A 14,755-nucleotide genomic window follows, 5' to 3' on the forward strand; every position below is an offset into this window, starting at 1 on the left:
CTGCATTTTTGCAGACTGGGCCTGCAGTCTTGGCCATTGTCCGCATACCGATCTGCATCGATACTCAGGAGCAGCGGTTCACTGTGTACCCCGTCACACTTTTAGGCACGACGGCTTTCGACCACACAAGGAGATGAAAATGAGCGTTGACGATCGGACACAATCCGGCGGTCCGAACCCGGACGCAGCCCCGACCGGGCTCAAGAAGGTCGTCGCGGCGTCGATGGCAGGCACCATCGTCGAGTGGTACGAGTTCTTCCTCTACGGCACCGCAGCGACGCTGGTGTTCTCGAAGATCTTCTTCGCAGCCGGCACCAGCGAACTCGATGCCATTCTCGCTGCATTCGTCACCTACGCCGTCGGGTTCGTGGCTCGCCCGCTCGGCGGTATCGTCTTCGGTCACTACGGGGACAAGTACGGTCGAAAGAAGTTGCTGCAGTTCAGCCTGGTGCTCGTCGGCGGAGCAACGTTCCTCATGGGATGCCTCCCCACCTTCAACCAGATCGGCTACTGGGCTCCCGCACTTCTCGTGCTGCTTCGATTCATCCAGGGCTTCGCAGTCGGTGGCGAATGGGGTGGCGCGGTTCTTCTTGTGGCAGAACACAGTCCGAACAAGAGTCGCGGATTTTGGGCCAGCTGGCCGCAGGCCGGGGTGCCCGCCGGAAACCTTCTCGCTACCGTCGTCCTTCTCGTCCTGACCACAACGCTGTCCGACGCAGCCTTCCTCAGCTGGGGATGGCGTGTCGCATTCTGGCTCTCTGCCGTCATCGTTTTCGTCGGCTACTACATTCGCACCAAGGTCACCGATGCCCCGATCTTCCTAGAGGCACAGAAGCAGGCCGAGGTCATCAAGGCCGCGTCGTACGGCGTCTTCGAGGTCGTAAAGCGTTACCCGCGTGGCGTTCTCACTGCGATGGGTCTTCGGTTCGGCGAAAACGTCATGTACTACCTCGTCGTCACGTTCACCATCACCTACCTCAAAGTCGAGGTCGGCACCGACACCCAGACGATCCTGTGGTGGATGCTCGCAGCTCATGCCGTCCACTTCGCCGTCATTCCGCTGGTAGGACGTCTAGCCGACCGAATTGGTCGACGGCCGGTCTACCTGTTCGGTGCACTGACCGCCGGCACGTGGGGCTTCTTCGCATTCCCGATGTTCAACAGCGGGCACAACGCCGTCATCATGCTCGCCATCATCATCGGCCTGGTCTTCCACGCCTTCATGTACGCCACCCAGCCGGCGATCATGGCCGAAATGTTCCCGACGCGTATGCGTTACTCCGGCGTCTCCCTGGGCTATCAGGTCACCTCGATCGTCGCCGGCTCACTGGCGCCGATCATCGCAGTGTTCTTGCTGAACAGGTACGGATCCTCGGTCCCGATTGCGTGGTACCTGGCCGGTGCGTGCACCATCACGCTGGTTGCGGTCATCGCTGCCCGTGAGACAAAGGGTCTTGCGCTGGAGTCCATCGATATCGCAGATGCCAAAAACCTTGCAACCGAGGCAGAACTGGCCAAAGCAGGACTGAAGTGACGGACCTGACCGGGAGGTCCGCACTCGTCACCGGTGGGGCAGGCGGCATCGGTGCAGCGTGTGCCCGGATGCTCGCGGATCGGGGCGCGAGAGTCACCATCGCCGACGTCGACGAAGTCGCGGCGAAGGAGTTGGCATCGGAACTGCACGGGGAGTCGTGGGCGGTGGACCTATCGGACGTCGCGGCTCTGGAGAACCTCACTCTCGACACCGACATTCTGATCAACAACGCCGGCATACAGACCGTCTCGGCGATAGTCGATTTCGATCCAACGGCATTTCGTCGGATTCAGACGCTGATGGTCGAAGCGCCCTTCCTTCTCGTCCGAGCCACGTTGCCGCACATGTACTCTCGTGGATTCGGCCGAATCGTGAACATTTCCTCTGTGCACGGCCTACGTGCCTCGGCATTCAAAGTTGCCTACGTCACGGCCAAACACGGGCTCGAAGGACTGTCGAAAGTCACCGCGCTCGAAGGTGGCCCGCACGGAGTGACGAGCAACTGCGTCAATCCGGGCTACGTCCGAACCCCGCTGGTCGAGAAACAGATCACCGATCAGGCTGCCGCACATGACATTCCGGAACAAGAGGTGCTCCAGCAGGTCATGCTGGCCGAGAGCGCGATCAAACGGCTCGTCGAACCGTCGGAAGTTGCCTCGTTGGTCGGATGGCTGACGTCCGCGGACGCGGGCATGGTCACCGGTGCGTCCTACACCATGGACGGTGGGTGGTCGGCGAAGTAGTTCGCCACCACCACCACCGGCTTGTGTCCGCCCCACCAGTTGGTGTTCACCACCACCGCCACCACCACCACCGGCTTGAATGGACCCCTCCAGCTATTTGATCGTATGAATGGTTCATTCAAGCGATGGGTGAGGCGCTTTCAGACCTCCCGACCCAACTGGGCGAGCACCTTTCTCTGGCGATCGGCCGACTCCGGCACCTCGACGGCCGGACCGCACACTCCCTCCATTCGAATGTTGTCGCCAATCTGCTCGATGAACGCTTCGACGAAGTCGAGGTCCTGGTCGGCGATGGTTGCGTCGACGCCCGCCGGGTGCGCGATGTCCCACGCGTGAACGATCAAGTCCAGGCTGTAGAACGACCCGATCGACGACGCTAGATCGGTTTTCCCGAAATGTCCGTCGTACTCGAGGTTCGCGCGGGCCGGGTCGTCGAGAATGTCCTGCATGCCGTCGCGGGTGTGGGCCCAGGCGGTGGCTGGATTGTCGTCCGCCGATGGGCCGTCGGGAATGGAGAGGCCGACGGGTTCGAGTGCGCCCTTCTCGGTGTCGACGAGGTGTTTCACAACGTCACGGATGCTCCAGCCCGCACAGGTAGAGGCGATATCCCACTTGTCGGACGGCACTGCCTCGATGCGGCGAGTAAGTACGCCTGCGAGGCGGCGATAGCGGTCGGCGGTCGATTCCGGCGTTGTCATGCGGCCGATTCTCCCAACATTCACCCTCGCCGGGGATCGAATATCGGAATGCGTAGGAGACGGGGCGCGCGGACCTGCACCGATATGAAGAAAGCCCCTGCAACCAAACGGTTGCAGGGGCTTCTCTGCGGAGGATAGGGGATTTGAACCCCTGAGGGCGTTAACCCAACCCGCGTTCCAGGCGAGCGCCATAGGCCACTAGGCGAATCCTCCGTGTGGAAGCGTACCGGATAACCCCCTCCAGATCCCAAACGGGCTCCGGTGAGGGCCACCGAAACGGCACGGCCGCCAGTGTGGTTAGACTCTTCAATGGATCCCGCGCGGCGCGCATCCTGTGAACTCCCCCAGGGCCGGAAGGCAGCAAGGGTCAATGGGCTCTGCCGGGTGCGCGGGGTCCCCTTTACTTTCAAGGGACCAGATTTCGAGCCCCGACACCGAGAGGGAAGCTCCACATGCCAGCGCAAACCCAAATGGGGTTGATGAGCCATGAGGAGCTCGTCTCCGAGCACGAGCGTCAGTCTGCCAAGTACGAGCAGCTCGAGAACGAGAACCTTGCACTCGACCTCACCAGAGGGAAGCCGTCGCCCGAGCAGCTCGATCTTGCTGCCGGCCTGCTGACGCTTCCCGGCGAGGACTACCGCGACGGCAATGGAACCGACTGCCGCAACTACGGAGGCCTCGCAGGTCTTCCCGAGTTACGAGCAATCTTCGGTGAAATCCTCGGCATTCCGGTGAAGAATCTCCTGGCCGGTAACAATGCGAGCCTCGAAATCATGCACGACCTGGTTGTGTGGGCCCTGCTGCACGGTCTTACCGATTCGCCGCGGCCTTGGTCGGCCGAGCCGAATATCCGCTTCCTGTGCCCGGCGCCCGGATACGACCGGCACTTCGCGATCGCCGAGAGCTTCGGCATCGACATGATCGCAGTCCCGATGCTTCCCGACGGTCCCGACATCAACGAGATCACCCGTCTCGTCTCGTCGGATCCGCAGATCAAGGGCATGTGGGCGGTTCCGAACTACTCGAACCCCACGGGGGCCGTGTACTCCGAGGAAGTAGTGCGAGCGTTGGCATCCATGCCGACTGCCGCCCCAGACTTCCGCCTGTTCTGGGACAACGCTTACGCCGTGCATCCGCTGGTGGAAGAATTCGCCCCGTCCCACGACATTCTCGGGTGGGCGGCCGAAGCCGGATACCCGAATCGTCCGTTCGTACTGGCGTCGACGTCGAAGATCACGTTCGCCGGTGCGGGTGTCAGCTTCTTCGGCAGCTCGGACGAGAATCTCGCGTGGTACCAAAAGCATTTGGGTAAGAAGAGCATCGGTCCGGATAAGCTGAATCAGCTTCGGCACCTGCGGTTCTTCGGCGACGCCGACGGTGTCCGTGCCCACATGGCCAAGCATCGGGACATCCTTGCACCGAAGTTCGCGCTCGTCGGTCAGATCCTCGAAGACCGGCTCGGTGCGTCGAAGATCGCGTCGTGGACGGAGCCGAAGGGTGGCTACTTCATCTCCCTCGACGTGCTCGAGGGCACCGCGGCTCGCTCGATCGCATTGGCGAAGAACGCCGGTATCGCGTTGACGGGAGCGGGTTCGGCATTCCCGTACGGAAACGATCCCGAGGACCGAAACATCCGGCTCGCTCCGAGCTTCCCGTCCTTGGACGATCTGCAGAAGTCGATGGACGGGGTCGCGACGTGCGTTTTGCTCGCCGCGACCGAAAAGCTCCTCGACAGGTAAATGGAATACGCCCGAGAGGGCGTATTCCATTCAGGCTGCAACGAAGTCGCTCAGTGACCGATCACTACCGCGCCTTCTGGTGCTTCGGCGAGTAGGCCCGGTCGCAACAGGAACCCGGTGATGACCGCGCCCAGCACGAAGATCCCACTCGCCCACCAGAACGTCGTTGTGTAGCTGGCGAGTTCGGCGTTGGCCTGCAGTGCCGCCGCACTCGATGCGCTAGCCACATTGTCTGTGACGTACGTGGCTGCTGCGCTCGCTGCGATGGTACTGAGCAATGCCGTACCGATCGAGCCGCCGATCTGCTGCATGGTGTTGACCGTGGCGGAGGCGACGCCCGAGTCGTCGAGATTCACCCCGGAGATCGCACTCTGAAAGGCCGGAGCCATGGAGGCGCCGAGTCCGAGGCCCATGATGATCAACCCGGGCAGAATGTGCATCGGGTAGGTGCTGTCCAGTGAAACCTGAGTCAGGAGACTCATTCCGACCCCGGCAACCAGCAGGCCCGTCGGTATCAGGACCCGGGGTCCGAATCGCGGCAGGATCACTCCCGTCGACACCGTTGCGGTGAGGATCAACGCGCCGATCATCGGCATGAAAGCGAATCCGGTAGTGATCGGTGTGTAGCCGAGTGTGCTCTGCATGTAATAGGTGAGGAAGAGGAACACTGCGAACATGCCTGCCCCGGTGACGAACACTGCGAGGAACGATCCAGCGCGTGTCCGGTCGAGGATGATGCGCAGTGGCAGCAGAGGATGCGCGACGCGTCGCTGCAGGACGACGAACACGCCGAGCAATGCTGTACCGATGATCAGGAACGCGAGGGTGACCGTGTTACCCCAGCCGTCGGATTCTGCGTGTGCGAAACCGTAGACGATGGCGAACAGCGCGGCCGAGACTGTGACTGTTCCCGGAATGTCGAGCTTGGGCCTGGTGGTGACCGCATGCTTGGCCAGCAGGATGAATCCGGCGACGAACGCCACCCCGGCGAAGATCAGGTTGACGTAGAGACTCCAACGCCAGGTCGCCCACTCGGTCAGTATGCCGCCGAGCAACAGGCCCAACGCGCCACCGCCACCGGCGATTGCACCGAAGATGCCGAATGCTTTCGCACGCTCCTTCGGGTCCGTGAACGTGGTTGCCAGCAGCGACAGTGCCGCCGGTGCGAGAAGTGCACCGAATACGCCCTGGCCTGCGCGAGCTGCGACGAGCATTCCGAAGTTCACCGATGCGCCCCCGACCGCGGACATGAGGGCGAAGCCGACGAGCCCGACGAGGAAGGTGTTGCGACGACCGAACAGATCGCTGAGTCGGCCGCCGAGGAGCAGGAGACTGCCGAAGGCCAGCGCGTAGGCGGTGATGATCCAGGAACGGTTGCTGTTGTCGAAGCCGAGATCGAGCTGGGCCGCCGGCAACGCGATGTTCACGATGGTCGCGTCCAGCACGACCATGAGCTGAGCCAGGCCGAGGGTGGCGAGAACCAGCCAGCGAACGCGATGTGATTTTGCGTCAGCAGTTTCTTCCGAGGCCGGTGACGTCGATGTCTCGACGCTATCCGAAGACAATGCGGTCATATTCGTCCTTCTGTCGGCTATGCGGAGGTGTACTCTCCGGTTATCGACCAAAGGTAGCAGCTAAGCGGAGGTCAATCCTCCGCTTACCGGGTGAAACGGACATTCAGATGAGTGTGAGAGCTGACACAGCGGCAAAGAAGCCGCTTCGGGCCGACGCGGAACGAAACCGCAAACGCATCGTCGAGGCAGCTCGCGAGCTGTTCGCATTGCGCGGAATCGACATCACTCTCGACGACGTCGCCGATCATGCGAAGGTCGGCGTCGGAACCGTCTATCGGCGCTTCTCGTGCAAAGAAGAGCTCATCGATGGTGTCTTCGAACAGCGGCTCGAGGAGATGACCGTGTTCGCTGAGGAGGCGTTGACCACCGCCGACCCGTGGCAAGGCCTCGTGGTGTTCCTCGATAGATTGTGCGAGGGGATGTCCGCAGACCGGGGTCTCGGTGAGGTCGTACTCGGCACGGACGAGGGCTGCGCGGGGATCGCGCAGGTGCGCGAACGGCTCGAGCCCTTCGTCGAGAAGATCGTACTCCGAGCGAAGGCGTCGGGTCAGCTCCGCGGCGACGTCGAGGTCAACGACATCATTCCGCTGATCAGCATGGTCTCCACAGGCGCCGAATTCACCTCCGCGGTGGACGCCGGCAATTGGCGACGCTACTTCACCGTGGTTCTCGACGGGCTCCGATCCGAACCCGGTGCGGCGACCGCTCTGCCGGGGCGTGCACTCACCGGAGTCGAGCTCGACTCGGCGAAAGCTGCAATGCATCGCCGTCGCCGCTGATCTGTTTTTTGTGATTGTTCACAAGGTTCACGCCGGTGCGCGGTGGGTTGAACCATCAGTCTTTCGCCTGTGCTGTACATCACGTATGGTCCGTCACGAGTGTTGCTACTGCCTAGTAATAACGGCGGCGACAGTGGACCTATGGGGGTAATGCATGCGAGCGTCACGGGTAGTCGGACCGGCCGTCGGAGCCGTTCTGCTGGCAGCAACAGCGATGACGCCCTTGGCGTCGGCTCAGCCGCCATCGGGTTCATCGACCGGATCGACGGTGGAGTCCGACTTCTACCTACCTCCGAGCCCACTGCCCGACGGCGATGCAGGGGACGTCATCCGCTCCGAGCCCTCGCATTTGGCGATCTCGGTGCCCACCATCGGTGGGGCACTCCCCGGCGAGGCTACTCGAATCATGTACCGCAGCAAGGATTCCAACGGTGATCCGATCGCAGTGACTGGCACCTACATCGATCCGGCGGCAGACTGGACCGGCCCAGGTCCGCGACCGCTCGTGAGTCTCGCACCCGGTACGCAGGGGCAGGGCGACCAGTGTGCGCCATCGAAGATGTTGAACAACCTCATCACCTACACGCCGCCGTTCGATGCCATGGTGGAGTACGAGGTGCTCGCCGCATACGCGTTGCTGTCTCAGGGATATGGCGTCGTCATCACCGACTACGAGGGACTCGGCACCCCGGGTGCCCACACTTACGTCAACCGCGCTGCCGAAGGGCATGCTGTTCTCGATGCGGCTCGGGCAGCGCAGAGTCTCTCCGGCACAGAGATTTCCACCGATGGACCCGTCGGACTGTACGGCTACTCACAGGGTGGAGGCGCGGCGGCGTCCGGTGCAGAACTGGCATCCGAGTACGCGCCGGAACTGAACATCGTCGGTACGTACGCAGGGGCCCCGCCGGCTGATCTGAAGTCGACACTCGAACAGGTGGACGGCACCATCCTCACCGGCGTGATCGGTTACACGCTCAACGGCTTGCTCGAATCCGACCCGGATCTTCGGCCGATCATCGACGAGAACATCAACGGTGCAGGCAAGGCGATGTTGAGAGAGGTCGCTGATCAATGTGTCGGCGCCACGATTCTGACGGTCGGGTTGCATCGCACGCAGGAGTACACCAACACAGGCGAACCGATGTCGGTTGTTCTCGACAGGCTACCCAGGGCTCAGGAGATATTGGCGGCCAACAAGATCGGCGAACGCACACCGAACGCGCCCGTGCTGATTCAGTCCGGCACGTCCGACGACGTCGTCCCACACGGTCAAGCCGTGCAGCTGGCCGCTGACTGGTGCAGTCAAGGTGCAACCGTTCAGCTCAGCAGTGCTCAGGTACCGGCCATAGTGCCGGGATCGGGTGCAGGACACATCATTCCGGATCTACTCGGACTCGGTGAAGCGCAGAGCTGGATGAAGGATCGTTTCGACGGAGTCCCAGCGCCGTCGAATTGCTGAGGTGATCTCGTACGGTCCGGGCACAGTCAGCGCGGGCCGTACATGATCACGGCGACGCCGAGAAGGCAGAGTGCTGCTCCTGTCACGTCCCACCTGTCCGGCTCGAAGCCGTCGGCGATCATTCCCCAGGCGAGAGACCCCGCGACGAAGACACCGCCGTACGCGGCGAGGATGCGGCCGAAATTGGCGTCCGGCTGCAGCGTCGCGACGAATCCGTAGGCACCGAGCGCAACGACACCTGCGCCGACCCAGATCCATCCGCGGTGTTCTCTGACTCCCTGCCATACCAGCCACGCCCCGCCGATCTCCAGCACTGCAGCGACGCCGAACAACAGGATGGATTTGAGTACCGTCACGTGTGCACGATTCCATATGTTCACCGAAGTGCCATAGGTTTCCCAAGTGTAGGAGGATCAACACTCGGGTAACAGGGTGAAGGTATGTACACAGCGAGGGGCGGCGGCAGATGATCGTGACCGATCGAGGTCAATCGAGTAAGCCCAACGGAGGTAGGTAGCTCATGCGTGAGCAGTACAACGTCACCTTGGATTCCCTCGCAGCCGATCTTGCATCGATGTGCGGACTTGCGGAATCTGCGATGGAATCGGCTACCAGGGCCTTGCTGACCGCGGATCTCGCAGTCGCGGAACACACCATCTCCGGCAGGGAAACGATCGACAGAGCTGCAGCCGACTGGGAGCACCAAGCCTTCGGTGTCCTCGCGTTGCAGTCGCCCGTCGCACTGGACCTGCGAATCATGGTCAGCGGACTTCACATTGTTGCCGATCTCCAACGCATGGGTGGACTTGCCATCCATATCGCCGAGCTCGCTCGACGCAGGCACCCTGCACACGTACTGCCGGTCGAGGTGGAGAGTGTGTTCGCCGAGATGGGGCGCGTCGCCGTCGAACAGGCAGATTCGACGCGCAAGGTTCTGCTCTCCCGTGACGCCGAACTGGCCACCGAGCTGCAGACCAAGGACGAGGCGATGGACGAACTCCACCGGAGCTTGTTCACTCTGACGTCCGCACCGGGCTGGCCGCACGGCATTCCTGCTGCCGTCGACATCACGTTGCTCGGCCGATTCTACGAACGGTTCTCCGATCACACTGTCGAGGTTGCCAAGCGGGTCATCTTCCTCGTCACCGGTGAATTTCGGTCCGACGAGACATAGTCGAGCCACACCGTTCGGCCACGACATCGCAGCTGGAACCCGATAACGGAATTTTCTCCCGCGTGGGAGGATCGGAGTTATGTCTCCTACTCTGCACCTGGTCGGCGACCCAGAAGCCGATGCGCTGCTCACCGAGGACCCTTTCGCGTTGCTGATCGGAATGCTTCTCGATCAGCAGGTTCCGATGGAATCGGCATTCGCCGGTCCGAAGAAACTCGTCGACCGTCTTGGCGATCTGAACGTCGAGACCATTGCGACAGCCGACCCGGAGGAGTTCGCGGCCGTGTGTGCCACAACGCCTGCGGTACATCGCTTTCCGGCTTCGATGGCCAAACGTATTCAAGGACTTGCGGAATACCTCGTCGAGAACTACGACGGTAAGCCGGATCAGATCTGGCGCCGTGACAGTCCTGACGGACCCGAAGTACTGAAGCGGCTGAAGGCTTTGCCGGGGTACGGAGATCAGAAGGCCCGCATCTTTCTCGCGTTGCTGGGCAAGCAGATGGAAGTGACGCCCGACGGGTGGCGCAAGGCCGCAGGCGCGTACGGGGACGAGGGATCGCGGCGGTCGATCGCCGATGTCGTCGACGAGAAGTCGCTCCTCGAAGTCCGCGAATTCAAGAAGGCAGCCAAGGCAGCAGCCAAGAAAAAGTGACGTACGAGCACTGGCTCGAGAGTATCGACGAGGCGTCGCTGGCCCGTCTTCTCGGCAAGCGTCCCGACGTGGCGCTCGATCCGCCACCGCGCACGTATGCCGCGCTTGCCCACCTTCTGCGGCGCGAACGATCGTTGGATGCTGCCATACGTGAACTCGACGTGGGTGCCCTGTCGCTGCTCGTGATTCTCGCTGGAAGCGAATCGATCTCGCGTTCGGACCTTGGTATCGCGGTCGCGGAGGGGACCGATTGCACGACGGCCGAGGTAGATCGCGCGGTGGGATCGCTGATCGATCTCGGGCTCTGCTCGCCGGTCGGTGAGGGTTACAGCTCCATTGTCGATGACCTCGAACGTCTGAATCTGCACGCGCTCATCGACGTGTCGCGGCCCGTCATGGTCGAGCGAGGTACAGCGAATACGCAATCGCAGGAACTTGCGGTGGCCGGGTTCTGCGACCTCGTCGAAGCAGTGCTCGTGGAAGTCGATGCAGGCTCTGTGAAAGCGGTCAGGGCAGGGGGAGTGGGGAGCCGCGAGGTTCGGGCACTTGCCAAGGGTGTCGGCGCTGATGTGGACGACGTCGAACTTGTTCTCGGTCTCGCAGGCGAACTGCGTCTCGTCGAAGCTCGCGCCCCGCTACTGCGGTGCACGACAGAGTACGGCGAATGGCAATCGATGGACCGGGCAACGAAATACGCGAAAATGGTGGAAGCGTGGTGGTGGTCGGAGGGCGCCGCGACGAATTCCTTGCAAGCGAACGGCAAGCGTGCCCAGATACTCGGTCCGATCGCCCCGAACCCGTCGACGGCTGTGCTTCGTCGACGCATGATCGACTCGATCCCGGACGGTGGTTTTCTCGACGTCGACTCGGCAGTGGACTACACAGTGTGGAAGCTGCCCCGGTTCGCGGCCGAGGCGAATCCCGGTGACGTCGCGGCCGTGTGGCGCGAGGCATCAGCAGTCGGGATCGTCGTCGACGGTGCTCCGACGGACCTGTCACGACTGCTCGGCAGCATGGGAACTACCGCCGATGCGACGGTAGTTGCACCCGCTGTGCACCAGCTCGTCCACCGAGCCGAATCAGTAGTGCGGTTGTTGCCCGATCTCACTGCCGTGGTGTCCGGCCCTGTGAGTGAACGTGTTTCGCGGCTTCTCACGGGATCGGCGACCCGCGAATCGCGCGGCGCTGCGTCGGCCTGGCGGTTCAGCGACCGGTCGATCCGCAGTTGGCTCGATCGAGGTGGCTCCGGCGAAGAACTGCTCCAGTCCCTGGCTGAAATTGCATCGACCGAAGTGCCACAGTCACTCGAATACCTGATCCGTGATGTCTTGCGACGGCACGGGGCAATCACTGTCGACGGGGTGTCCGGGCGCATCGAGTCTCGAGATGCCGCGCTCATCGCGGAGATTCACGCGCGCGCACTTTTCGACGCCGAAAGGTGCGCGGACACAGCTCTGGCCCCGTCGATACCGGCGCTCGGTGTGCTCGACTCGTTGCGATCCGCGGGCTACGCCCCAGTGCTCACCGGCGACCTCGCGCCGACAGAGGTGGCCAGGGTCGCACCTCGACCGCTACAGTCGCGCATCGTTCCGATGCCGCGCCAACGCACCGATGTCGGTGAGTTGGCGCGCGCCCTCGTGACAGGTGTTCCAGTAGAGGTCGATGTGGCCCGATTGGCCGCGCGTTTGAAGACCGTTCATCACCTCCCGGCCCGAGATGCCGATGCCCTCGCTGGAGCCATCGCGGTCGGCACTGTGGTGACGGTCGATGTACTTACCGCGGGCACGGGCATCGTCAAGGACACGATCGGTGACATCATTCTCGATTCCGGTACGTTGTATGCCTGGTCGGATCGGTTGCAGACCAGGCGGAGTATCGAGATCTCGAGTGTCCGGATGGTTCTTGCACCGCTGTTGTGAACTCGAGGCTGGGCCATCGACGCCGATGTCGGCGCTCGCCGGTACCCTTTCGGCGTGGCTCTCTACCGGAAGTACCGTCCTGCGACGTTCGCTGAGGTTGTCGGGCAGGAGCACGTCACCGAGCCCTTGAGTGTGGCGCTCAACTCCAACCGAATCAACCACGCCTACCTCTTCTCCGGCCCACGTGGCTGCGGCAAGACGTCGTCGGCCCGCATCCTCGCGCGGTCGCTGAACTGCGCCGAGGGCCCTACCTCCACACCCTGTGGGGTGTGCAATTCCTGTGTCGCGCTCGCACCCGGTGGCCCAGGCAACTTCGACGTCGTAGAGATGGACGCAGCGAGTCACGGTGGCGTCGACGATGCCCGTGATCTTCGGGACAAAGCGGTGTATGCACCCGCCGAGTCGCGTTACGTCATCTTCATCATCGACGAGGCGCACATGGTGACCACGGCGGGCTTCAACGCGCTGCTCAAGGTGGTCGAGGAGCCGCCGGAGCATCTGGTCTTCATCTTCGCCACCACCGAACCGGAAAAGGTGTTGCCGACCATTCGGTCACGCACGCACCATTACCCGTTCCGGTTGCTGCCCCCGTCGACCATGCGCGGACTGCTCGAGAAGATCTGTGCGCAAGAGAACGCGATCGTCGCGGATCCCGTGTTTCCGCTTGTCATCCGTGCAGGAGGTGGATCGCCGCGTGATTCGCTGAGCGTGTTGGATCAGCTCCTCGCGGGCGCAGGTCCGGAGGGCGTGACGTACCCCCGGGCGCTGTCTTTGCTCGGAGTCACCGATGTCGCACTGATCGACGAGGCAGCCGACGCTCTCGCAGCAGGCGACGGCGGCTCCCTGTTCGGCACCATCGACAAAGTCGTAGATGCCGGTCACGACCCCCGCAGGTTCGCCACCGACCTCCTCGAGCGGATGCGCGACCTCATCCTGATGCGTGCCGTACCCGACGCCGGGGAACGCGGTTTGGTCGACGTGCCCGGTGACGTGCTCGAACGACTCCGCGAAGAGTCCACGCGCATCGGCTCGGCAACCTTGGCGCGGTACGCGGAAATCGTGCACTCCGGATTGGGGGAGATGCGTGGGGCCACTGCACCGCGACTTCTCCTCGAGGTGATGTGTGCACGCATGCTTCTGCCCTCCGCTTCCGATGCCGAATCTGCTGTGCTGCAACGTCTCGAGCGCCTGGAACGGCGTCTCGACGTGACCCTTCCCGCCGGTGAGCAGCCCGCGGTCGATCGGGCTGCGGTCGATCGGGCCACGGTCACCGAAGATGCAGCCCCGAGGCGGGTCGAGGCGCCGGCACCAGCGTCACCAGCGGAGGGCACCCCGTCGAAGTTCGTCCGCCCCTCGCAACGGCCGGTGGCAGAGGCGCCTGCGCCAGCCGTGCCTGCACCTGAGCCCGCCGCGGCTCCTGCCCCGCCCCCGCCCCAGCCCCAGCCTGCGCCCCAGCCTGCGGTGACCGTGCCTGCGCCGGCGCCCATCGTGACGCCGGAACCGGATCCAGTGCCGAAACCAGCGCCCGAGCCGGAACCGGTCCACGTGCCGGAGCCAGTGCCGAATGCGGAACCCGAGCCGGTCCACGTGCCGGAGCCAGTGCCGAGTGCAGAGCCTGAGCCGGTCCACGTGCCGGAGCCAGTGCCGAGTGCAGAGCCTGAGCCGGCTCTTGTATCGCCGCCGGAGCAAGAGCACGAGGCCGAATCGCAGCCCGAGCTTTCGGCTGTCAGTGAGCCGGTTGCCAGTGAGCCGGTTGCCAGTGACCCGGTTGTCAGCGAGCCGGTCGTCAGCGAGCCGGAGCCCGCGCCGGCTCCTGTCTCAGAGTCGAATCAACCCGACGCGGCGGCGGTACGTGCGGTGTGGTCCGAGGTCAGGACCAAGGTTCGCGAGCGCAGCCGTACGGTCGAGGTCATGCTGTCCGGGGCGTCGGTGCGCGCCGTCGAAGTCGATTCGATCACCCTCGGCCACGATTCGGCCCCGCTGGCCAAGAGACTCGGAGAGCCGCGAAACGCCGATGTCATTCGAGACGCACTGCGTGATGTTTTCGGGGTCGACTGGGCCGTGACCTGCGTCGTAGGTGCGACGGCACCGGCTGAAGAGGTCTCGGCATCGAAGGGTGGTCCCGAGGCTCCGAAGGCCCCGTCGACAAAATTCTCACGACCGAGCCAGAGCAACAAGACGGCGCGAACGACCGAAGACGCATTCGGGTCGGCGGGGGATGGATCGGGCTACGACGACATTCCGCCACCTGAAGCGCCGGACTACCCTGACGACCCCGAGCCGGCAGGTCCGCCACCGCCGGAAACCGCTGAGGACGAGGAAGAGCTCATGAAGGCGGCCGCAGAGCCTGCGGATCCATCGATCAGGCGCGACCCGGATACGGTTGCACTGGAGTTGATTCAAAGTCAGCTGGGCGGAACTCCTTTGAAGGAGTAGCGCTGCTCGTAGCGGAGAAATCCGCTCAGGCGAAGTTGTTGT

The 14,755-nt window shown here is 63.1% G+C and carries 12 protein-coding genes, 1 tRNA gene and 1 other RNA gene; 10 read left to right on the forward strand and 4 right to left on the reverse strand.

Translation table 11 applies throughout. From position 1 onward, the window contains the following. The first annotated feature begins 139 nt into the window (after window positions 1-139). Together ABIB36_RS06985 and ABIB36_RS06990 are read left to right on the forward strand one after the other, a co-directional pair. The gene (locus tag ABIB36_RS06985; RefSeq protein ID WP_354560033.1) at window positions 140-1,534 is read left to right on the forward strand and encodes an MFS transporter; all 1,395 of its coding nucleotides are present in this window, start codon (window positions 140-142) and stop codon (window positions 1,532-1,534) included. Then, window positions 1,531-2,277, forward strand: coding sequence for a 3-hydroxybutyrate dehydrogenase (locus ABIB36_RS06990; protein WP_354560031.1), 747 nt, complete (start codon window positions 1,531-1,533; stop codon window positions 2,275-2,277). The genes ABIB36_RS06985 and ABIB36_RS06990 overlap by 4 nt, the downstream gene beginning before the upstream one ends. 140 nt (window positions 2,278-2,417) lie before the next feature. On the opposite strand, the gene ABIB36_RS06995 is transcribed toward ABIB36_RS06990, so the two are convergent. Further along, entirely contained in the window at window positions 2,418-2,975 is a 558-nt protein-coding gene (locus ABIB36_RS06995; RefSeq protein WP_084345696.1) for a TIGR03086 family metal-binding protein, read from the reverse strand. A gap of 128 nt (window positions 2,976-3,103) precedes the next feature. Then, window positions 3,104-3,188: transfer RNA gene (locus ABIB36_RS07000), tRNA-Ser, on the reverse strand. A gap of 95 nt (window positions 3,189-3,283) precedes the next feature. Between ABIB36_RS07000 and ffs the strand changes: the two genes are divergently transcribed. Beyond that, window positions 3,284-3,378: signal recognition particle sRNA small type (gene ffs / locus ABIB36_RS07005), an RNA gene on the forward strand. A gap of 49 nt (window positions 3,379-3,427) precedes the next feature. Then, window positions 3,428-4,714: an aspartate aminotransferase type Ic gene (locus tag ABIB36_RS07010; RefSeq protein ID WP_354560029.1), complete on the forward strand. Its 1,287-nt coding sequence runs from the start codon at window positions 3,428-3,430 to the stop codon at window positions 4,712-4,714. Window positions 4,715-4,764: 50 nt separating this feature from the next. Here ABIB36_RS07010 and ABIB36_RS07015 read toward each other — a convergent pair whose 3' ends face one another. Further along, window positions 4,765-6,288 carry an MFS transporter gene (locus tag ABIB36_RS07015; protein ID WP_084345694.1) on the reverse strand — a complete coding sequence of 508 codons (1,524 nt, stop codon included), beginning with the start codon at window positions 6,286-6,288 and terminating at the stop codon, window positions 4,765-4,767. 107 nt (window positions 6,289-6,395) lie between these two features. On the opposite strand from ABIB36_RS07015, the gene ABIB36_RS07020 reads away from it, so the two are divergent. Together ABIB36_RS07020 and ABIB36_RS07025 are read left to right on the forward strand one after the other, a co-directional pair. After that, a complete protein-coding gene (locus ABIB36_RS07020; protein WP_084345693.1) occupies window positions 6,396-7,067 on the forward strand; it encodes a TetR/AcrR family transcriptional regulator in 672 nt (223 codons plus the stop codon). A 154-nt stretch (window positions 7,068-7,221) separates the two neighbouring features. Continuing rightward, the gene (locus tag ABIB36_RS07025) at window positions 7,222-8,529 is read left to right on the forward strand and encodes a lipase family protein (protein WP_354560026.1); all 1,308 of its coding nucleotides are present in this window, start codon (window positions 7,222-7,224) and stop codon (window positions 8,527-8,529) included. 26 nt (window positions 8,530-8,555) lie between these two features. Here the strand turns inward: ABIB36_RS07025 and ABIB36_RS07030 are convergent, their stop codons facing one another. Then, window positions 8,556-8,885 carry a YnfA family protein gene (locus tag ABIB36_RS07030; protein WP_084345691.1) on the reverse strand — a complete coding sequence of 110 codons (330 nt, stop codon included), beginning with the start codon at window positions 8,883-8,885 and terminating at the stop codon, window positions 8,556-8,558. Window positions 8,886-9,049: 164 nt separating this feature from the next. Between ABIB36_RS07030 and phoU the strand changes: the two genes are divergently transcribed. From phoU to ABIB36_RS07050, 4 genes are all read left to right on the forward strand, one after another. Beyond that, window positions 9,050-9,703 (forward strand): phosphate signaling complex protein PhoU, encoded by a 654-nt coding sequence (gene phoU, locus ABIB36_RS07035; protein ID WP_084345690.1) that lies wholly within the window; start codon window positions 9,050-9,052, stop codon window positions 9,701-9,703. Between the two features lie 79 nt (window positions 9,704-9,782). Then, window positions 9,783-10,358, forward strand: a complete 576-nt coding sequence (locus ABIB36_RS07040; RefSeq protein WP_354560023.1) for an HhH-GPD-type base excision DNA repair protein — start codon at window positions 9,783-9,785, stop codon at window positions 10,356-10,358. Next, the gene (locus ABIB36_RS07045; protein WP_354560021.1) at window positions 10,355-12,277 is read left to right on the forward strand and encodes a helicase-associated domain-containing protein; all 1,923 of its coding nucleotides are present in this window, start codon (window positions 10,355-10,357) and stop codon (window positions 12,275-12,277) included. The genes ABIB36_RS07040 and ABIB36_RS07045 overlap by 4 nt, the downstream gene beginning before the upstream one ends. 54 nt (window positions 12,278-12,331) lie before the next feature. Beyond that, window positions 12,332-14,713, forward strand: a complete 2,382-nt coding sequence (locus ABIB36_RS07050; RefSeq protein WP_354560019.1) for a DNA polymerase III subunit gamma and tau — start codon at window positions 12,332-12,334, stop codon at window positions 14,711-14,713. Window positions 14,714-14,755: the final 42 nt, after the last annotated feature.

The organism is Rhodococcus sp. UYP9 (assembly GCF_040547235.1).
Taxonomy (GTDB): Bacteria; Actinomycetota; Actinomycetes; order Mycobacteriales; family Mycobacteriaceae; genus Rhodococcoides.